A 19,688-nucleotide genomic window follows, 5' to 3' on the forward strand; every position below is an offset into this window, starting at 1 on the left:
GCCGAGCGTTGCTGCGAGCTCGGCGACGAGGCGGTGGGCGATGGTGGTCTTGCCGGCGCCGGGTGGTCCGGTGATACCCACTACATGACGTGGTGACCCGGCGGCCGCCGCGATGATCTCCGTGGTGACCGACATACGCCGAGCCTATCGGCCGCGACGTTCGGTGGGTACAGAGTCAGCGGACCTCGGCGGTCGGCGGATTCTGCTGTGGGTCCCACTGCACGAGCACGGTTTCGGGACCACGGAAGGACGTGTTGGGGGAGTAGGTCCACCGTTGTGGTTCGACGAGGCGGAGATGCGGGAGCCGAGCGGTGGTCTCCTCGAGCATGACGGTCATCTCCATGCGCGCCAGCGCCTGACCGAGGCAATGATGCACTCCCCAGCCGAAGGCAAGGTGATCCTCGGCGTTGTGGCGGTGAATGTCGAACGTGTCACCGTCAAACCGTGCCTCATCGTGATTGGCCGAACCGGTGAGCAGCAGGATGCGTTGCCCGGCGGGGATGTCGAATCCGCCGATGGTGACGGGGCGAGTGGTCACCCGACGCCACGCCGGCACCGACGAGGCGTAGCGCAAGATCTCTTCGACAGCGGCGGGAATGAGCGCGGGATTCTCGCAGAGCTCGCGCCACTGATCAGGGTGCTCGAGCAGCACTTTGAAACCACTGGCCATGGCATTGGTGGTGGTCTCGTGCGAGGCGTAGAGGTGACTCTGCATGATCGAGGCCAGATAGGTGCGATCCCAGACGTCGTCGTTGCCTGCCTTCTGCCACGCCTTGATCGCGTTACTCATGTAGTCGTCGCCCGGATTGTCGATCAGACGCTCCACATGTTCCCGCGCATAGGTCAGGTACGCGGCGAACTCCTCGGCGAGCGTGACCTGTTGGTCGTCGCTGGGGCGACCCCAGATCCACAAGGCGAACCGGGACGCGTACCGACGGGCCCGCTCCACCTCGGCCTCGGGCACCCCCATCAGGACGAAGGCGGTCTGGGCGGGAACCTGAAAAGTCATATCGGAGACCATGTCTGCGTGTCCCGCATCGACGATCGCGTCGAGGCACGTGCGGACGAATCGACGGGTGTACGGCTCGATCTCGGCGACCTTGTCCGGCGTGACGCCCTTGCGCAGTACGCGCCGGCGCTTGGTGTGCAGGGGAGCGTCCTCGTCGACGAGCATGGTCGAGGGAACGTAGTCGACGGCGGCGAGCTTGTCCATCGCTGCCGGGCATGGCGGCTTGATCAACTCACCGGCCGCCGTGGCCGAATAGGACTCGGTGTCGCGGAAGATCGCGAGCACGTCGTCGTAGGTGCTCACCACCCAGTAGTCGATCTCTGGGCTGTAGAACACCGGCTCGTCGGCTCGTGCCCGGGCGAACACGGAGTAGGGATCTTGCAGATACGCCTCGTCGAATGGGTTGAACTCTGCGGCAAAGTTACTCACCGGGCAGCGACCGGCGGATGTCGCGGCGGATGTGGTGGTGGGTGCGGTACTCGGCGCATGGGTGTTGGTGGGGCGCACGGGTGTCTCGGTCATCGTCGACTCCTTGTCGAATTGGGGGGGGGGCTGAACTCCGATGGGGCAGAGGGTGTGTGGCAGAGGTGATGGTCACAGGTCGAGGACGAGACGATCCGATGTGGCGCGCGAGCAGCAGATCATCATGACCTCGTTCTCCTCCTTCTCGTCGTCGTCGAGGATCTGATCGCGATGGTCCACGGTGCCCTCGACGATGGTGGTCTCGCACGACCCGCATACCCCTTCGGCGCAGCTGTTGGGGGCCTTGATGCCCTGTGCGAGTAGGGCATCGAGAATGCTTTGGTCGGCACCCACGGTCACCACCGCGCCCGAGCGGGCCAGTTCCACCTCGAATGCCCGCTCCTTGTCGGCGTCGAGATCGACCGCGGTGCCGACGAAGCGTTCGATGTGTAGATGGCGCTGACGGTCGGCGCGTCGGCAGTGGTCGGTCAGTTCGTCGAGCAGTCGTGGTGGGCCGCAGGCGAATATCTCGGCCGCAGCGTGCGTGTCGTCGTCGAGTAGTCCTGCGACGTCGAGCCGGCTGCCCTCGCCCGATACCAGTAGTTGTACCGACGGATCGTGGGAGAGCAGGCCGGAGAAGGCCATTCGCGATCGGTCTCGTCCGGCGTAGACGAGCCGGTACGGCCGGTGGCGTCGCTGGGCGGTCACCATCATCGGGATCAGGGGGGTGATCCCTATTCCACCGGCGACGAACAGATATTGCGGGGCATCGGTGAAGGGGAAGTTGTTGCGTGGCAGGGAGGTCGATAGATGGTCACCCTTGGCGAATGTGTCGTGGATGTAGCGTGAACCGCCGCGACTGTGTGGATCGAGGAGCACCGCGATCGTGTAGTGGCCGGGGTCGGCGGGGTCGCTGCAGATCGAGTACTGGCGGCTGAGTCCGTTGCCGAGGTGTACCTCGATGTGTGCGCCGGGATCCCAGGCCGGCAGGTCGGTACCGTCCGCGGCCACCAGTTCGACGCAGACGATGCCGTCGCATTCGGTACGTAACTCGTCGATGACGAGCGGGAGAGTGGGGGCAGGATGCATGAGAGACCTCCGGGCGGTGTGCGAGCGACGTCGCCATGCGGCACGGATTTGGTCCGTGGCGGTGCGGTGGTGTCGCGCTCGGCGTCGTGATGCGGTGACGCGCTGTGTGACTCGCTGTGGTGTCGGGGGCGAGGGCACCCGATGGATATGTCGTATATCACCCAACCGTAGGCAAGTGGGACAGCGCACATCTATCCGCGCAGCGGCGCGGTCCTATCCGATTTGCGCCACGGCACGTCCTCGCGCTACCGGTTCGACCGACGACCCCAAATTGTGCGACCGGTGGCCTTCAGGGTCTCCGACGGTGAATGTCCGTGCAGCCGTTTGTAGTCCGCGGAAAATCGACCGAGATGGTAGAAGCCCCATCGGCCGGCGATCGCGGCGACGGTGGTGGTCGCCGGGTCGGCGGCAAGGAGATCGCGATGAACGTTGTGCATCCGAACGGTCCGCAGATAGTGCATCGGGCCGAGGCCGACGTGTTCGCGGAATCCGCGCTGCAGGCTGCGGACACTGAGGCCGGCCTGTCGGGCGATGGATGTCGGGGTCAACGGAAGTTCGGCGTGGGCGTCGATGAACTCCATGGCCCGCCGGATCGCGACCGGCGCGGTGGCCGGTGCCGCCGCCTCGAGGGCGTCGGTGTGCCCATGGTCGATGAGTGAGAGCAGTCCGGCGATGATCGAATAGTTCAGCGGCTCGGCGACCACCGGGTTGGTGAGCATCGCATTGGGGACGGCAGCGACGTAGGTGTTCAGGACCAGCGATCGCCAGGCCAGCCCCGCGCGAGCGGAGAGGTTCAGGCTCCCGCGCAGGTGTACCCCGGGGACGGGGGCGCCCACGATGTCGGCGAGCACGTTCTCGACAGCGTCACGGTTGAACTTGAGCGCCACGATGTTGAGCTGGCTGGCGGAGGGGGTCACCAGGCGGGCATCGGCGTCGTGGTCGTAGACGACGCCATCGAGTTCGTCGATCGTGGTGCGTACCCCCGCCGACTCGGAGATCAGGCGCCCGGCGATCGGAATGTTGACGTGAAAGCCGTCGATTGCGGGGCAATACAGATCGCTGTTGCTGTTGTAGCGGATGCGCCCGGCCACTATCGGTCCGGTGGCCACCGCGCTCAGGTCGGCCTCGAATGTGCCGGTGGTCTCGACCCGGGTGAGTTCGTGGGGATGAAACAGTCGTCCGACCTCGGCGGTCGCTTCTTCGACGTCGGCGCTGTGCATTTCGACCGAGGTCGGCGGTGTGGGTGGGCCCGCGCCCGGATCCGGTTGCGATGGGCGGCCCGGCGAGTGTGGCATCCCGACCTCCTCGGACGTTCACGGCGGTCGCGGTGGCCGACCGGCCCTCACTGTGGGTGTGGTGAGAGCACCCTGCCGTGGTCGCCACCCTCGCGGGTCGCGACCACGGCAGGTCAACGCCGCAGCCTACGCGGACTGGGACTCGAAATGCATGATATGCACGCCATGTGTGGCGAAGTTCCCCACATCGGCTTGTGCCGCTTGCCCTTCCGGTGAGTCGAGTGCGGCGCCCATCGCTTCGACGCTGTCGAAGTCGGCTTCGAATACCGCGAAGTAGGGCGACGGTGAACCGTCGGGCGTGGCGATCTCGAAGGAATACCGCGATGCCCGGACGTTGGGAATCTTTGCCGCCAGCGGTAGGTGGGTTTGCGCGTAGTAGCGACGGAACTCTACCGGATCGGCCGGGTGCGGGTAGGCGACCATCAACGTGTGCATGATGTGGGTAGTCCTCTCAGTTGCCGAAGAAGCTGACGTCGTCGTTGCCGATGAGGTCCGGGACGGTCCAGCCGTCCAGATCGTATTCGGACAGGCAGGCCTCGGCGAGCCCCTTCATCTGGTCGACGCCACCGCGGTTCTGGGCGGCGAAGAGCAGTTCGGCGTGCACGTTCTCGTGATTGCCGGAGTAGTTGCGCTCGTAGAGTTCGTGGCGGCCACCGAATTCGGAGCCGATCGAATCCCACAGGGCCTTCATGACTTTCACCCGATCGACGGCGGTGATGCCGTTGGAACCGCGGACGTACTTGTCGAGGTAGGGGCGCACGGTGGCGCTCTTGAAGTCCGCGGCGCTCGAGGGCAGGTAGATCAGGCCCGACGCCACGTCCTGCTCGATGATCTCCTTGATGCGGGGGTAGCCGCGCATCATGAACATGCGGTAGATCAGCCCGTATTCCAGGCGCGGGATGACGGTGTCACCGATCCACGGTTCCGGATTGTGGGCCATCGCGTCGGTGATGGTCCAAAACAGATTGCGCCAGCCGATGACCTCACCGACGCGGGTCTGCACGCCGCGGAATCCGCCGGAACCGGTGCAGTCGAGGGCCTTCATCAGCAGACCGGCGATGAAGTCGAGCTTCACCGCGAGGCGGGTGCAGCCCTGGAAGGTGAAGCGCGGCAGGAAGCCCGATTGTGGGAAGAACGCGTTGATGCGTTCGACGTCGCCGTACATGAAGACGTTCTCCCACGGGACGAGGACCTTGTCGAAGACGAAGATGGTGTCGTTCTCGTCCATCCGGCTCGACAACGGGTAGTCGAACGGGCTGCCCATCACCGCGGCCTGCTGGGTGTAGGAACTGCGGCAGATCAGCTTGATGCCGGGAGCGTCCATCGGCACCGTGCAGATGAGGGCGAACTCCTTCTTCTTGATCGGCAGGCCGTAGTGGGCGATGAAGTTGTAATTGGTGATCGCCGAACCGGTGGCCACCACCTTGGCACCGGAGACGACGAGGCCGGCGTCGGTCTCGTTCTCCACCTTCATGAACACGTCGCCGACCTCGTCGGGCGGCAGTTGGCGATCGACCGGTGGGTTGATGATGGCGTGATTCCAGTAGAGGACCTTCTCCTGCGATTCGCGGTACCAGCGTTCGGCGTTGGCCTCGAACGGTGCGTAGAGATCCTTGTTGGCGTGCAGGGTGCCCAGGAAGCTGGCCTTGTAGTCGGGGGAGCGGCCCATCCAGCCGTAGGTCATCCGGGCCCACTCCGCGATGGCGTCGCGTTCCTTGATGAGATCCTCGCTGCTCGTCGGCGCCTTGAAGAAGGGCATGGTGACACCACCGTTGCCGGTGTCGGTGGGCGTGGTGACCTTGTCCCGGGTCTGCGGGTCGTGCATCGAGTCGTAGAGGCGGGCGGTCATCCGGATCGGATTGCGGAAGGCCGGGTGGGTGGTCACGTCCTCGACGCGTTCACCGTGCAGCCAGATCTCACGACCGTCCCGGAGTGATTCGATGTATTCATCGCCGGTCATCGGCCGGGATGCGAAGTTCTTCTTCTGATTGTCGGGCGAATCGGCGGCCGGATTGACGGTGGGGGCTCCGGTGTCGGCAGGATTGCCGGTGGAAGTGCTATTGGGGCGTTCGATGGTCGTCATGATTCATACCTTTTTCTGATGAATGGAACGAATGTCGTTATGGATCAGGCTGATACGGGAGTCGTGCTGGACGTCGGGGTTTCTGCGTTCCCTCCTCGGGTGAGATGGAAGGGGGTGAATGTGGCGGTGGCGTCGAACCATCCGGAATGCGGATCGTCGGCGCACAGCGTCCACAGCGAGTTGACGCTGGGCTCGCCCAGATCGTGGAAGGTGCTGCGGTAGTAGAGGAGTGGGGGATTCCCCGAGGCCTCGGCGTCGACGATCTCGCCGATGAAGATCAGGTGATCGCCGCCGTCGTAGGACCGCCACGGCGTGCAACTGAGAACCGCCGCGCTGCCCTTCAATACCGGTGCGGTGGGTCCGTCGACCCAGGTCGGGCCGGGTTCACTCGGCCGGCCGGCGAAGTGCATGGCGGTGTCGAGTTGATCGGCCGCGAGGATGTTGACCGCGAACGGCGCGTCGGTCAAGTACTTGCACGCCTTGGACTTTCGCGTGAGTGTGACCTGACACAGCCGCGGTTCGAGGGAAACCGCGGTGAACGCGGTCACCGTGGCGCCGTGCGGTTCGCCGTCGGCGTTGGTGCAGGTGATGACGGTGACGCCGCTCGCGAACTGGCCGAAAACGTTCTGAAGCGCTTTCTTCTCCATGTGCTTCGCCTTTCCTCTCGGGCCGAATGTGATGTAGAACATAAGGCGACCGAGAAGACGTTGGCGATCCGATCTGCGCGGTGTCCATCCGAAAAGCGCGTCGGGATCTCTCAGTCGGAGCCGCGTCCCCCGGTCCGAGGAGGTGTCAGAACATGGGTTCGGTGGACCATATCCAGGTGCCGGGTACGCCCGAGTGGGATGCGGCCCGCGACGCCGTGTCGGATGCGTACTTCCCGCACGAACTGACGCCCCTCGACGCGGGGAGTGTGGCCACCGAGGCCGACGTGAACGTGACGGTGGTCGGTCCGTTGCGGATCGCTCGGATCGGTTGGGGGGCCGAGGTGGCCATCCGCAGTGACCATCCCGGGGCGTACGGGATCAACGTGCCGCTCGGAGGGATGCTCGAGACCGCTGTGCACGGCCGAACGGTGGTGTCGACGAGCGGCTATGCGACGGTGAACCCGCCGGATACGCCGGTCGACATCACCCGCTGGTCCGATGACTGCACGATCGTGGGAGTCAAGATCGATCGGGACTTCGTGCACCGCGAGGCGATCCGCGTGGCCGGCGACACCGACGTGGTGATCCCGGATCAGCTGGATCTCGGTGTGCCCGAGATGGCGAGTTGGTTCCGCCTGGTGCGGTCGGTGGCCGGTCAGCCCGGCGACGACCCGTTGCTGTCCAATCCGTTGATCGCCGAACAGCTGGCGACGTCGCTCACCGACGCGTTTCTCGTTGCGGCACTTCCCGAATCGCCGTCGGACCGGCAGGCGGTGCGGCCCCGGATCGTCACCCGGGTACTGGATGCGATCCGTGCCGATCCGGCGCGGGCGTGGTCGGCGGCCGACATGGCCGAGGTGGCCGGGGTGAGCGTGCGCCGACTGCAGGAGGGCTTCAAGGAGTACGTCGGCAGGACACCCCGAGAGTGCCTGACCGACATCCGGTTACGTGGCGTTCACGACGAATTGGCCGGTGAGACGGCCGATTCCGTCACCGAGGTCGCGCTGCGGTGGGGATTCACGCATTCGGGCCGGTTTGCCGCGGCGTTCCGCAACCGCTACGGGGTGTGCCCCTCGGATGTGGTGGGCGGCAGAGGGATATAGGCATCGGGGAGAAGAAAGTCCGACGCCGATCCACCCCCGCGACGGGCGGGTGATGGATCGGCGCCGGAGCTGTGCGGGTCGACTCAGGCGTCGGCGCCCGCCCGGACGGCGGCGGCCGCCGCGACCAGGTTGGTCAGCGACGCGATGACCTCCTCATTGCCGCGGGTCTTGAGCCCGCAGTCGGGGTTGACCCAGAGGCGTTCCGGCCCAACGGCCTTGAGGGCCGCGCGCAGCGACGTCTCGATCTCGCCGGTGTCCGGGACACGCGGAGAGTGGATGTCGTAGACGCCCGGACCGACACCGTTGGAGAAGCCGACCGAGTTGAGATCGTCGAGCACCTCCATGCTCGACCGGGCCGCCTCGATGGAGGTGACGTCGGCGTCGAGGTCGGCGATCGCCCCGATCACCTCACCGAACTCCGAGTAGCACAGATGGGTGTGCACCTGTGTCGTGTCGGCGACACCCGAGGTCGACAGACGGAACGCACGGACCGCCCAGTCCAGATACGCCTGCTTGTCGGCGTTGCGCAGGGGGAGCAGTTCGCGCAGGGCCGGCTCGTCGACCTGGATGATGCCCACTCCGGCGCGTTCGAGATCAACGGTCTCGTCCCGGATCGCCAGGGCGATCTGATCGGCGGAGTCCGACAGCGGCTGATCGTTGCGCACGAAGGACCACGCCAGGATGGTGACCGGGCCGGTGAGCATGCCCTTCACGGGCTTGCCGGTCAGCGACTGGGCGTAGGTGATCCAGTCGACGGTCATCGGCGTGGGACGCGACACGTCGCCGAACAGGATCGGCGGGCGCACGCACCGGGTGCCGTAGGACTGGACCCAGCCGTTGGCGGTGGCGAAGAATCCGTCGAGTTGCTCGGCGAAGTACTGCACCATGTCGTTGCGCTCCGGCTCGCCGTGGACGAGCACGTCGAGCCCGATCTTCTCCTGCAACGCGATCACATCGGCGATCTCGGCGCGCATCCGTCGCTCGTACTCGGCGTTGTCGATCTCGCCGGAGCGCAGCGCGGCGCGGGCCAGACGGATGGCCGAGGTCTGCGGGTAGGAGCCGATCGTCGTGGTCGGCAGGACCGGCAGTCCGAGTCGTTCGTTCTGCGCCGCCAGGCGGGCGGTGGCCTCGCCGCGCGTGGCGTCGGCGTCGGTCACGGCGGCGAGGCGCTCGCGGACCGCCGGGTTGTGGACGCGCGGGTCGGTGTCGCGGGTCGCCAAAGCGGCGGCAGAGGTGGCGAACGCATCGGCCTGCGCGTCACGACCGTGGCGCAGCGCGTCGGACAGGACCGCGACCTCCTGATACTTCTCGGCGGCGAAGGCCAGCCATCCGCGCAGATTGTCGTCGAGCTCGGTCTCCGGCTCCAGCGAGTACGGCACGTGCAGGGTGGAGCACGAGGTGGACACCGCCAGTGACCCGGTGGAGCCGAGCAGCGTGGCCAGGGTGCCCAGGGCCTTCTCCAGGTCGGTACGCCAGATGTTGCGTCCGTCGACCACACCGGCCACGACCAGCAGATTCGCCAGTCCGGGGACGTCGGCGACCGATTCGATGCTGCCCTCGACGAGGTCGACGGCCACCGCCTCGACACCCGAGGACGCCAGCGGTCCGAGGGATTCGCGGGCGTCGCCGAAGTAGGTGGCGACCAGGATCGACGGACGAGAGTCCGCCTGGGCGAGGGTCGAGTAGACCGAGCCGGCCAGCGCCGGGAGTTCGGGAGCGACGTCGGTGACCAGGATCGGCTCGTCGATCTGCACCCACTCGGCTCCGGCCTCGGCGAGGCGGGCGAGGAGGTCGAGGTAGAGCGGGAGCAACTCGTTGAGGCGGTCCAGCGGCGGCGCGGCGTCGTCGGCGCCGACCGTCTTGGACAGTGCGAGGAAGGTGATCGGACCGACGATCACCGGTCGCGGATTGATGCCGGCGTCACGGGCCTCGGCGAGTTCGGCGAGAACCTTCTCCGGGTGCAGCGAGAATCGGGTGTCCGCGGAGATCTCCGGAACGATGTAGTGGTAGTTGGTGTCGAACCACTTGGTCATCTCCAGCGGCGCCAACTCGGCGGTGCCACGGGCGGCGGCGAAGTAGCGGTCCAGCGCATCGTCGATCGCGGCGAAACGCTCGGGCAGCGCGCCGAGCATGACGGCGGTGTCGAGGACCTGGTCGTAGTACGAGAACGAGTTGACGGGAATCGAGTCGAAGCCCGCCGAGGCGAGTTGCGCCCAGGTGTCGCGGCGCAGTCCGGCGCCGACGGCGGCCAGATCGTCTGCGTCGACGCGCCCGGCCCAGTAGCCCTCGATGGCGCGCTTGAGTTCGCGGCGCGGGCCGATACGGGGCGTACCGAGGACGGTGGTGGTGAACGGTGCAGCTTTCGGAGTAGAGCCGCTGGTGGTACTCACGGACATGAGTGTGATGCTCCTGCAATGGTTTCCGACGGTCCGTCGCCTTTGCAGGGTGGGTCGATCAAGCCCCGTGGCGAACCACGGGAAGTGGTTCGCCTGATGCTGCCTGTCCGACCAACGCCCGGTCCACGAGGCGACGATCCACCGATCGCGGCGCGACCGGTACAGCAGGCAGGTCTTCGGACTCGTCGGCGGGCAGGTCATCGTTGACCCGGTTCCTAGTGGCCGTCGCTTCCCGGGCGTTGCGCCCAGTGCGTGTGACGGCGGTCGTTCCGACATACCGCTGCGGGACAGTTCCGGATTCACACCGGATTCCCTCTTTCGACGCCGACCCGGGTGTAGGGGCTCCATGACATCCCGGGGTGGCGAACCAACTGCGCAGGCCAGGATACACACGCCCCGGCGTCGACCGGACCGGAGGTGCGCACAGTGCCCCCCGCTCGGGTGCCGGGCGCTGTCAGTGTCGTGCCGGGCGCTGTCAGTGTGGGATAGGGCGCTGTCAGTGGGGGATAGGGCGCTGTCAGTGTCGTGGTGAGCGCTGTCAGTGGGGACGGGGTGTGCTCAGCTACCGCGGTACGTCGAGTAGGCGAACGGGCTCAGCAGCACCGGAACGTGATAGTGGCGATCCGGGTCGTCGACGGTGAAGCAGATGTCGATCTCGGGATAGAAGCCGTCGATGTCGTTGTCGGCGAACCAGTTTCCGGTGTCGAACACCAGATGATAGATGCCCGGGATCAGGGGTTCGGTGTTTACCTGACCGATCCGGCCATCCGAATCGGTGATACCGGCGGCCACCTCGCCACCGGCGGCGTCCTGCAGGGACACCGCCACACCGACGGCCGGCGACCCCGAGACCGCGTCGAGGACGTGGGTGGACAGACCGGTCATCGGTGTTCGCTCCCTTGCGATGTCGGGCCGCCGGGTGCGGTGCGACGTTCAGTCGTCAACATACTCGATGGCGGGGGTGAGCATGCGCTGCAGCCGGGCGCGGTTGATCTTCGCCAGCTCCATGCGCATCACCCGCCGTTCGGTCGCGGCGTCGTTGCGGATGCGTTCCTTGAGGATGGCCAGCAGTTCCGCGGCCGGTCTGCCGTTGGCGAACACCAGGTAGACGTGCCCGAACTTCTCGTCATAGGCCTTGTTGAGTTCCTTGAGCTCATCCAGGACGGCCGGGTCCGCGCCGGCGACCCCCGACTGCTCCCGCTGTGAGGAAGCGTTGTCGGGGCGGTCGCCGATGCGCGGATGGCCGGCCAGAGCCTCGTCGAGATCGGCCTCGGTGAGTTCGGCGAGGATGAGGTCGGCGTACTCCAGCAGCGCCTCGTCATCGATGAACGGCCGTGCCTTGGCGACGCGCAATGCCCAGATCGACGAGCTGCAGCACTCGTACAGTGTGCCGATCGCCTGCCGCTCGGACAGGTCGTTGAAGCTGGGCAGACCGCGCCAATCCACTCGTCGCACTGCCCCAGCCTAGGAGAGTTCGGGCTGTCGGCCGAATCGCACCGACGTCAACGGGTTGGCGTCGGCGACCAGGTCGTCGAACCGGTAGTTGACGATCTTGGCGATCTCGATCAACGCAAAGGACTTCTCCGAGGTCTCGGAATTGTCCATGCGCGCCCAGCCGTTGCGCAGCACTCGATCGTAGCGCTCGGTCTCACGTGCGCAGATCACCAGCGGGAAGCCGAAATGCTCCTGGTAGGCGTTGGCGAGGTTGACCACGTTCTCGTGTTCGGTCTCTTCCAGGTGCGACAGGCCCTTGTGGTCGGCGGCCCGGAGTTCGCCGGTCTCCTCGTCCTCGGCACCCAGGTCGGGGAACGCGCGGATCAGGTCCAGCTGCTCGGTGTCGCTGCCGGTGAGCATGCCCTCCTGGAAGGCGCTGCGCAGATCGTGGACGTCCTCGAACGGGCGCTGCTCCCAGGCGCGGTCGAGCACCCAGTCGACGCCCTGGACAACCTCGCCGAAGGTCTCCCGGAACTCCTCGCGCGACATGGTGTTGACCTCGTCGAGGGTGATCGAGCCCTTGCCGGCGACCGCGGGACCCTTGCCGCCGACGTGGAAGAACAAGAGATTCAACAGGATTGCGCAGATCGCACCCATGGTGATGCCGGTGGAGAACGGGATCTGCAACACCATGTTGGGCATCGCCTGATCAACACCGGGCAGTTCCGGGACGTCGGTGATGCTGCCGTTCTTCTCGATCACCTGGGAGGGGACCGACGACTGCGAGAACTGCACGTACAGGGCCACGGCAAGGGACGTGGCGGCGATGATGAGGTTGCGGTGGTCGGTGAAGTCCACCGACGTCAGGGTCTGGATTCCGACGATCGCGACGGTTGCGAACATGATGAGGGCGGCACCGCCGAGCACCGGGGCCGGAATCGACTCGACGACCTTGGCCAGCTTGGGCAGCAGACCGAGGATGATCATGATGACACCGGCGCAGGCCACCACCCACCGGCTCTTCACCCCGGTCAGGCGCACCAGACCGACGTTCTCCGAGAAGGCGGTGTAGGGGAACGAGTTGAACGACCCACCGATGACGGTGGCGACACCGTCGGCGCGGACCGCTGCGGCGACGTCGTCGGCCTTGATGCGTTTGCCGACGATCTCGCCGGTGGCGAAGATCGAGCCGGTCGACTCCACCGCGACCACCAGCAACACCACGATCATCGAGACGATGGCGACGATATCCCAACGCGGCCAACCGAATGCGAAGGGCGGGGTGAAGCCCAGCCAGTTGGCCTCGCCCACCGAGGAGAAGCTCGCGTCACCGCACAGCCAGGCGATGAAGGTGCCGATCACCAGGCCCAGGAGGACGGCGATGGTGGCCATGAAACCGCGGAAGAACCGTTGCATCAACACGATCAGCAAGATGGTGCCCAGGGCGTAACAGACCCACCGCCAGTTGGCGGCGTCCTTCAGATGCTCGTTCGGGTTGGTGACCGCGTCACCGGCGCCCACCGGGATCAGGCAGATGCCGATGATCGTGATCAGGGTGCCGGTCACGACGGGCGGGAGGAAACGGATGAGTTTGGCGAAGAACGGTGCGATGAGGAAGGTGAAGACACCCGCCGCGATCACCGCCCCGTACACCGTCTGCAGGCCGACACGTCCGCCGCCGTTCTGGTTGGCGATCTGGATCACCGGGGCCAGCGTGGCAAACGTGATGCCCTGCAGCAGGGGCAGCCGGACACCGATCTTCCAGATACCCACCGACTGCAGCAACGACGCGATACCGCAGGTGAACAGGTCGGCGGTGATCAGCATGGTCAGCGCCTCGGAGTCGAGGCCGATCGCGCGGGCGATCAGCAGCGGTACCAATACCGCCCCGGCATAGAACGCAACAACGTGCTGGGCGCCCAGTGCGACGAGTTTGCCGGGTGGTGGCACCTCGTCGACGGGGTGGACGCGCTTCTTCTTTTTCGGTGCCGCGGCCGGGGCCGAATCGGTGGACATCGCCTGACTCCCTGCGAATATGAACTTCTGACGTCGGTGGACCGGGGATGTCCGGTGCACAGCAGGTCAATAGTGGACCCACGCAACCCTTTTCGCGACCGTCGGATCGTATATTGCGATCAGGTAAAAGGGATATACCGGGCGTGGAGCCGGATCGCCCGGCGGGCAGTTCGCGGGCGCTCGGGCGGGCCCGGGCGCACAATGGGAACCATGCCGGAGGTGGTGGTCGGAGCCGTGCTCGCCGCGGGTGCGGGACGCCGCTACGGGATGCCCAAAATTCTTGCGCAGCAAGGTGAATGGCTTCAGTCGGCGGTTCGTGCACTCGGTGATGGGGGCTGTGACGAGGTGGTCGTCGCGATGGGTGCGGCCACGGTCGAACCCCCGTTGGGGGCTCGAGGGCTGATGGTTCCGCGGTGGTCTGACGGGCTGTCGGAAACGGTGAGGGCGGTGCTCGCCGACGTGGCTGCGAGACCGGAGGTCGCGGCGGTGGTTTTACATGTTGTTGACGTGGCCGACGTCGACGGTCAGGTGGTGGCCCGGATTCTCGACGTGGCCGACGGCCGCCGGGACCGGTTGGTGCGGGCGAGGTTCCGGGGGGTGCCCGGTCATCCGGTCTTCATCGGTGCCGCACACCATGCGGGCGTGCGAGACGCCGTTCGGGGAGACGTCGGCGCTGCGGTCTATCTGCGCGCCCACGCCGATCGCGTGATCGAGGTGGAGTGCGGTGACCTGGCCCGCGGAACAGACCAGGATCACCGCCGGGGCTGATGTGCTCAGTCGGGTTGCGGATAGGAGTAGAAGCCCTGACCGCTGGCCACACCCAACTTGCCCTTGTCGATGTAGTTCGCCTTGAGCCAGGCGCCGAGGTGACGGTTGCCCTGATCGCCGTTCATCAGGATGTTGTACGGGGTGTTGAGTCCGATGATGTCGAAGATCTGCAGCGGTCCCATGGGGGCCCCGGTGGCGATTCGCCAGGTGCGGTCGACATCGCGCGGGTCGGCGTAGCCGCCGGCGACGAGTTCCAGCCCGGCATTGAGGAACGGGATCAACAGCGAGTTCAGGACGTAGCCCGGCTTCTCCTTGTGGATGCGGATGGGCACCATACCGATCTGCTCGGCGAACTCGGCCACCGCCTCGTACACCTTCGGGTCGGTCTGGGCGGTGCCCATGACCTCGGCGGTGTTGAACTGCCAGACACGGTTGGCGAAGTGCAGGGCCAGGAATCGGTCCGGGCGTCCCGTGGCGGCCGCGAGATCGCTGGGCAGCAGAGACGACGAATTGGTCGCGAAGATGGTCTTCTCCGGAGCCAGGCTCGCCAGTTCCCGATAAATCTTCTCCTTCAACTCCAGGACCTCGGGCACGGCCTCGATGACGAGGTCGGCATCGGTCACCGCCTGCGCCAGGTCGGTGGTCAGTGTGATGCGGGCGCGTCCCGCCTTCGCCGCCCCGTCGCCGGCTCCGGCCACCTCGGCCTCGTAGGTGGACACGAGCGAATCGAGACGGGTGGCCGCCGCGGCCAGGGCATCGTCGGAGACGTCATAGGACGTCACCTCGAAGCCTCGGAACGCTGTCTGGAACGCGATCTGTGAACCGAGGACCCCGGCCCCGAGCACCGTGATCTTGTGGAATTTCGTCATCGTTGACCTCCGATGGGTGTCGTCACGAGGTGTCGAACGGTATCGACACGACCTATTCAGTCAACGTGTGTGCGACGCCGGATCATGGCGGTATGGGCAGATTCGATCGGTCACATCGGCCGGTCGGTGTCTGCCACGAGACACCGCGGCTCGTCCCGGCTCGCGCGAGCGGGCGACGCTCATGTGGGTCTGCACGAGCGCGAGCGGAACGGGCGAACAGGTCAGCGGTGTGACGGGATCTGCGGCGAGACCGACGGCGAGGGGCGCAGGTCCAGCGCGCCGTCGGCGAAACGGGAGACCGGTGCAAGAGCAGCCGCCAGCGCCTCGTCGTAGCCGGTACGGGCCCGGCCCCACAGGGTGCCGGCGTCACCGTCGGCGGTGACGCCGATCAGCGCGATGAGCTCACCGGTGGTGGGAATGCAGACGGCCCAGGCGAATTCGGTTTCGTCGGCCCACCGGGCGTCGGATGCGGCGACGAATCCGACGGGGTCATCGACCCCGAGATCGGACAACGCCGGGACGTCGGTGATCCGGTCGTCGGCGCGAAGCCCACGCAGATACCACGTCCCGGCGTTGATCTCGACGGGTTGCAGCGGAATGTCCTACTTCAGTTCGAGCAGGGCGGTGCCCTGGGTGACCGCGGCGCCGGGTTCGACGGCCAGGCCGGTGACCACACCGTCCTTGTGGGCGGTCACCGGGTTCTCCATCTTCATGGCCTCGAGCACGACGACGAGGTCGCCGGCGGCGACGGTCTGTCCCTCCTCGACGGCCACCTTGACCACAGTGCCCTGCATCGGTGCGGTGACGGCGTCACCGGAGGCGGCGGCACCGCCACCCTTCTTGCGGGTACGGGCCTTGGGCTTCTTGCGGATCACGCCGTTCGCGGCGCCACCGCCGCCGCCGAGGGCGAGATCGCCGGGCAGGGTGACCTCGACGCGGCGGCCGCCGACCTCGACGATCACCTTCTGGCGCGGGGCCTCGTCGTCGTCCTCGATGGCCTCGCCACCGGTGTACGGCTCGATCGGGTTGTCCCAGTCGGTCTCGATCCACTTGGTGTAGACGTCGAAGGTCTCCACGCCGTCCTCGTCCTTGTGGCCGATGAACGCCGGGTTGCTCACGATGTGGCGGTGGAACGGCAGCACCGTCGCCAGGCCCTCGATGTGGTACTCGTCGAGGGCGCGTCGCGCACGCTCGAGCGCCTGCTCGCGGTTCTCGCCGGTGACGATCAGCTTGGCCAGCATCGAATCGAACTGACCGCCGATCACGTCGCCCTCCACGACACCGGAGTCGACGCGCACACCGGGGCCGGCCGGCTCGCGGTAGACGGTGATGGGGCCAGGGGCCGGGAGGAAGCCGCGGCCGGCGTCCTCACCGTTGATCCGGAACTCGAAGGAGTGTCCGCGCGGGGTCGGGTCCTCGGAGATCTCGAGCTTCTCGCCCTGGGCGATGCGGAACTGCTGGCGCACCAGGTCCAGACCCGAGGTCTCCTCGGTGACCGGATGCTCGACCTGCAGTCGGGTGTTGACCTCGAGGAAGGAGATCAGGCCGTCGTCGCTGACCATGAACTCCACGGTGCCTGCGCCGTAGTAGCCCGCCTCGCGGCAGATGGCCTTGGCCGACTCGTGGATGCGGGTGCGCTGCTCGTCGGTCAGGAACGGTGCGGGCGCCTCCTCGACGAGCTTCTGGAAACGACGCTGCAGCGAGCAGTCACGGGTGCCGGCGACCACGACGTTGCCGTGCTGATCGGCGATCACCTGCGCCTCGACGTGGCGGGCCTTGTCGAGGTAGCGCTCCACGAAGCACTCGCCACGGCCGAAGGCGGAGATGGCCTCGCGGTTGGCCGACTCGTAGAGCTCGGGGATCTCGGCGATGGTGTGGGCGACCTTCATGCCGCGCCCACCGCCGCCGAAGGCCGCCTTGATGGCGACCGGGACGCCGTACTCCTCGGCGAATGCGACGACCTCGGCCGCGCCGGAGACCGGGTCCTTGGTGCCCGGGGCCATCGGGGCATCGGCCTTGAGGGCGATGTGGCGGGCGGTGACCTTGTCACCGAGGTCGCGGATCGACTGCGGGGACGGACCGATCCAGATCAGTCCGGCGTCGATGACGGCCTGGGCGAAGTCGGCGTTCTCCGACAGGAAGCCGTAGCCGGGGTGGATGGCGTCGGCACCGGACTTCGCGGCCGCGTCGAGCAGCTTGTCGAACACCAGGTACGACTCGGCAGAGGTCTGACCACCCAGGGCGAAGGCCTCGTCGGCGAGCTTCACGAAGAGCGCGTTCGCGTCCGGCTCGGCATACACGGCGACGCTGGCGATCCCGGCGTCCCGCGCGGCACGGATGACGCGAACGGCGATCTCGCCGCGATTGGCGATGAGGACCTTGCTGATAGTGGGCACTTGTTGTTCTCCTGGGCCGGACATCGGGATCAGGTGTGACGGGGGTACATCACACACGTGGTCGTCCGGCGCCCGGATGGGGCGCCGGGGGGCTCGTACCGCTCACGAACGCGTCGTACGCGGCGTCGCGCACCGCCGGGATGACCCATGGCGGATCTCTCGGCAGTGCGCGCTCCGGGCTTCACCCTAACGCACCGAGCAATCGTTCGGTGGAGGCGTGGGTCACTTGCGGGAGTTGAATGTGCTGTCATCGCCCAGCGTGCGCACGAGATCGGCGAAACCGCCCAGCAGACGTGCGAGTGGGCTGTCCTCGGGCGCGGCGGACCCGCCGGATCCCGACGTGTCGGCGACGACAGGTGAGCGCGCCGAGAACCGCAGGCCCGACGGTGTCCGATTGATCCAGATGAGCACCTCGTCGGGGGAGTAGGAATGACTGCGCAGTACGGTGGCGCGACCGGCGTCGGCCTCCGCGGCGCCCGGGGCGTAGCGGGTGTCGATGAACGAGATCACGAAGCGCGGCGACCCCTGATACCCGATCAGGTCGGCCACGCGCAGGAACGGCAGCGCCGCACCCTGCCGTGAGCGCTTGAGCTCGGCGGTCGACCGGGCGACCGCCTGGTCGAACGTCGGTGAGTCCGACATGTCGAGGCAGAACGGTGCCAGCGCGACGAACCAGCCGAGGGCGGTGAGCCAGCGCGCGTCGTCACGGGTATGACGCGGCAGGACGCACCGGAACTCCGGGTCGCCGGTGAGGTCGTGGTGGACCATCGCGAACGCCGCCAGGACGCCCGCCGTCAGCGATCCGCCGGCCTCCGAGCACACCGCGGTGAACCGATTCGCGGTCGCGTCGTCGGCGATCATCCCGGACAACGATGGTTGCGCCACCGCGTTCTCGGTGTCGGTGTTGTGGCCGGGTGGGGGTGTCCCGGCCGGTGGGGTACGAAACATCGGCGGCATGTCGCCGTCGCCGGAACGCAGGAATCCCAGCCAGGTGGACACCGCCGGGTGATCGGCACCGGACTGATCGGCCTCCCGCCGTTCGGCGGCACTGAAGTCCACATAACTGCCCACCGGCGGCAGTTCGGGCTCGTGATGGTCGCGCGCGGCGCGGTACAGCGCGGTCAACTCGAACTGCGACATGATCAGCGAGTAGCCGTCCACCAGCGAGTGATCGGCGGCGAACAACAACGTGAACGACGACTCGCGCCCGACGGTGGCGAACATGTACGCGGGCCACTGCAGCGGGGCGGTGGTGCGGTCGAACGCCCCGGCGATCTGCTCGACGAGCGGTCCCGATTCGTTGTACCAACCGATCCGGCCCATCTTCAGCTGCACCGTACCCGGATCGGTGCTCAGCCGGGCCAGCCCGTCGTGGCGAATGATGACGTGACTGCGCAGCACCTCGTGACGGTCGATCCAGCGCCGCAGCGCGGCGCGCAACGCCGGGATGGACAACGGCTCGTCGAACTCGATCGCCACCCCGAGCCACGATTCCCGCCCACCCTCGCGACGGGTGCGCAGACGGTACTCGAACGCCCCGCGCAGATGCTGCTCGTGGTTGTGCGACGTCAGTCGCGGGTCGCGGTGCCAGGCGCCCAGACCGCCGGGCACGAATGGTGTCCACTCGACGAGTCCGCCGGGTTCGATGGGCTCCTCGAGGATCTGGATGAACTTCATCCCGGCTGGGCGGAGCCTGTTTGGGTCCGCACCGCCGCCTTGATCCGGCCGAGCATCCCGGCCATACCGCGCAACCGCAACGGACTCACCGCCGACGCGAGACCGAGATCGTGATAGAAGTCGCCGGGCACCTCCAGGATGGCCGCGGCGGACGCACCGTCGAGACCCTGGCTCAAGATGGAGGCGAACCCGCGGGTCGTCGGGGCCTCGGGCGGCGCGCTGAAATAGAGGCGCACCGCGGCGGCATCTGCGGCATCGACGGACAAGAACACCGGTGACTGACACTCCGGTACCGGCTCCATCGCCTCGACCGCCAACGAGGCAGGCAGTTCCGGCAGCTCGCCGGCGAACTCCAGGAGCAGGGTGACCTTGTCCGAATCGCCCAGTGCCGCAAAGTCATCGACGATCTCGGCGAGGGCTGGGGGAAGACTCATGACGCTTCTG

18 protein-coding genes and 1 riboswitch are annotated in these 19,688 nt (G+C 66.8%); of the genes, 2 read left to right on the top strand and 16 right to left on the bottom strand.

All coding sequences use genetic code 11. The annotated features are described in order from the left end of the window. The 7 genes from ACWDPV_RS23450 to ACWDPV_RS23480 form a co-directional block, all read right to left on the bottom strand. The coding region (locus ACWDPV_RS23450; RefSeq protein ID WP_449744911.1) for an nSTAND3 domain-containing NTPase at positions 1-135 on the bottom strand (135 nt) is incomplete at its 3' end. A gap of 40 nt (positions 136-175) precedes the next feature. Further along, positions 176-1,531 (bottom strand): cytochrome P450, encoded by a 1,356-nt coding sequence (locus tag ACWDPV_RS23455; RefSeq protein ID WP_449744887.1) that lies wholly within the window; start codon positions 1,529-1,531, stop codon positions 176-178. 72 nt (positions 1,532-1,603) lie between these two features. Beyond that, entirely contained in the window at positions 1,604-2,560 is a 957-nt protein-coding gene (locus ACWDPV_RS23460; protein ID WP_449744888.1) for a PDR/VanB family oxidoreductase, read from the bottom strand. Positions 2,561-2,805: 245 nt separating this feature from the next. Next, positions 2,806-3,855 carry an AraC family transcriptional regulator gene (locus ACWDPV_RS23465; protein ID WP_449744889.1) on the bottom strand — a complete coding sequence of 350 codons (1,050 nt, stop codon included), beginning with the start codon at positions 3,853-3,855 and terminating at the stop codon, positions 2,806-2,808. A 126-nt stretch (positions 3,856-3,981) separates the two neighbouring features. After that, complete coding sequence (locus tag ACWDPV_RS23470) at positions 3,982-4,278, bottom strand: EthD family reductase (protein WP_449744912.1); 297 nt, start codon at positions 4,276-4,278, stop codon at positions 3,982-3,984. A gap of 28 nt (positions 4,279-4,306) precedes the next feature. Continuing rightward, on the bottom strand, positions 4,307-5,938 hold the full coding sequence (locus tag ACWDPV_RS23475) for a 4-hydroxyphenylacetate 3-hydroxylase family protein (protein WP_449744890.1): 1,632 nt from the start codon (positions 5,936-5,938) through the stop codon (positions 4,307-4,309). 44 nt (positions 5,939-5,982) lie between these two features. Continuing rightward, positions 5,983-6,585 carry a flavin reductase family protein gene (locus ACWDPV_RS23480; protein ID WP_449744891.1) on the bottom strand — a complete coding sequence of 201 codons (603 nt, stop codon included), beginning with the start codon at positions 6,583-6,585 and terminating at the stop codon, positions 5,983-5,985. 152 nt (positions 6,586-6,737) lie between these two features. Between ACWDPV_RS23480 and ACWDPV_RS23485 the strand changes: the two genes are divergently transcribed. Next, positions 6,738-7,688 carry an AraC family transcriptional regulator gene (locus ACWDPV_RS23485; RefSeq protein WP_449744892.1) on the top strand — a complete coding sequence of 317 codons (951 nt, stop codon included), beginning with the start codon at positions 6,738-6,740 and terminating at the stop codon, positions 7,686-7,688. Positions 7,689-7,771: 83 nt separating this feature from the next. Here the strand turns inward: ACWDPV_RS23485 and metE are convergent, their stop codons facing one another. From metE to ACWDPV_RS23505, 4 genes are all read right to left on the bottom strand, one after another. Beyond that, complete coding sequence (gene metE / locus ACWDPV_RS23490; RefSeq protein ID WP_449744893.1) at positions 7,772-10,084, bottom strand: 5-methyltetrahydropteroyltriglutamate--homocysteine S-methyltransferase; 2,313 nt, start codon at positions 10,082-10,084, stop codon at positions 7,772-7,774. 150 nt (positions 10,085-10,234) lie between these two features. Continuing rightward, a riboswitch (cobalamin riboswitch) is annotated at positions 10,235-10,471 on the bottom strand. Positions 10,472-10,642: 171 nt separating this feature from the next. After that, positions 10,643-10,969 (bottom strand): hydroxyisourate hydrolase, encoded by a 327-nt coding sequence (gene uraH, locus ACWDPV_RS23495; RefSeq protein ID WP_449744894.1) that lies wholly within the window; start codon positions 10,967-10,969, stop codon positions 10,643-10,645. Positions 10,970-11,017: 48 nt separating this feature from the next. Further along, on the bottom strand, positions 11,018-11,539 hold the full coding sequence (gene uraD / locus ACWDPV_RS23500; RefSeq protein ID WP_449744895.1) for a 2-oxo-4-hydroxy-4-carboxy-5-ureidoimidazoline decarboxylase: 522 nt from the start codon (positions 11,537-11,539) through the stop codon (positions 11,018-11,020). 9 nt (positions 11,540-11,548) lie between these two features. Next, complete coding sequence (locus ACWDPV_RS23505; protein WP_449744896.1) at positions 11,549-13,534, bottom strand: solute carrier family 23 protein; 1,986 nt, start codon at positions 13,532-13,534, stop codon at positions 11,549-11,551. 201 nt (positions 13,535-13,735) lie between these two features. Between ACWDPV_RS23505 and ACWDPV_RS23510 the strand changes: the two genes are divergently transcribed. Continuing rightward, positions 13,736-14,302: a nucleotidyltransferase family protein gene (locus tag ACWDPV_RS23510; protein ID WP_425476163.1), complete on the top strand. Its 567-nt coding sequence runs from the start codon at positions 13,736-13,738 to the stop codon at positions 14,300-14,302. 5 nt (positions 14,303-14,307) lie between these two features. On the opposite strand, the gene ACWDPV_RS23515 is transcribed toward ACWDPV_RS23510, so the two are convergent. From ACWDPV_RS23515 to ACWDPV_RS23535, 5 genes are all read right to left on the bottom strand, one after another. Continuing rightward, positions 14,308-15,171: a 3-hydroxyacyl-CoA dehydrogenase gene (locus ACWDPV_RS23515; RefSeq protein ID WP_348802544.1), complete on the bottom strand. Its 864-nt coding sequence runs from the start codon at positions 15,169-15,171 to the stop codon at positions 14,308-14,310. Positions 15,172-15,392: 221 nt separating this feature from the next. Beyond that, complete coding sequence (locus ACWDPV_RS23520) at positions 15,393-15,764, bottom strand: hypothetical protein (RefSeq protein ID WP_449744913.1); 372 nt, start codon at positions 15,762-15,764, stop codon at positions 15,393-15,395. Between the two features lie 9 nt (positions 15,765-15,773). Further along, on the bottom strand, positions 15,774-17,567 hold the full coding sequence (locus ACWDPV_RS23525) for an acetyl/propionyl/methylcrotonyl-CoA carboxylase subunit alpha (RefSeq protein WP_449744897.1): 1,794 nt from the start codon (positions 17,565-17,567) through the stop codon (positions 15,774-15,776). A gap of 222 nt (positions 17,568-17,789) precedes the next feature. After that, on the bottom strand, positions 17,790-19,244 hold the full coding sequence (locus ACWDPV_RS23530) for a condensation domain-containing protein (protein ID WP_348802542.1): 1,455 nt from the start codon (positions 19,242-19,244) through the stop codon (positions 17,790-17,792). Then, positions 19,241-19,678, bottom strand: coding sequence for a SufE family protein (locus ACWDPV_RS23535; RefSeq protein WP_348802541.1), 438 nt, complete (start codon positions 19,676-19,678; stop codon positions 19,241-19,243). The genes ACWDPV_RS23530 and ACWDPV_RS23535 overlap by 4 nt, the downstream gene beginning before the upstream one ends. Between the last annotated feature and the right edge of the window lie 10 nt (positions 19,679-19,688).

It is taken from the genome of Gordonia sp. NPDC003504, assembly GCF_053587995.1.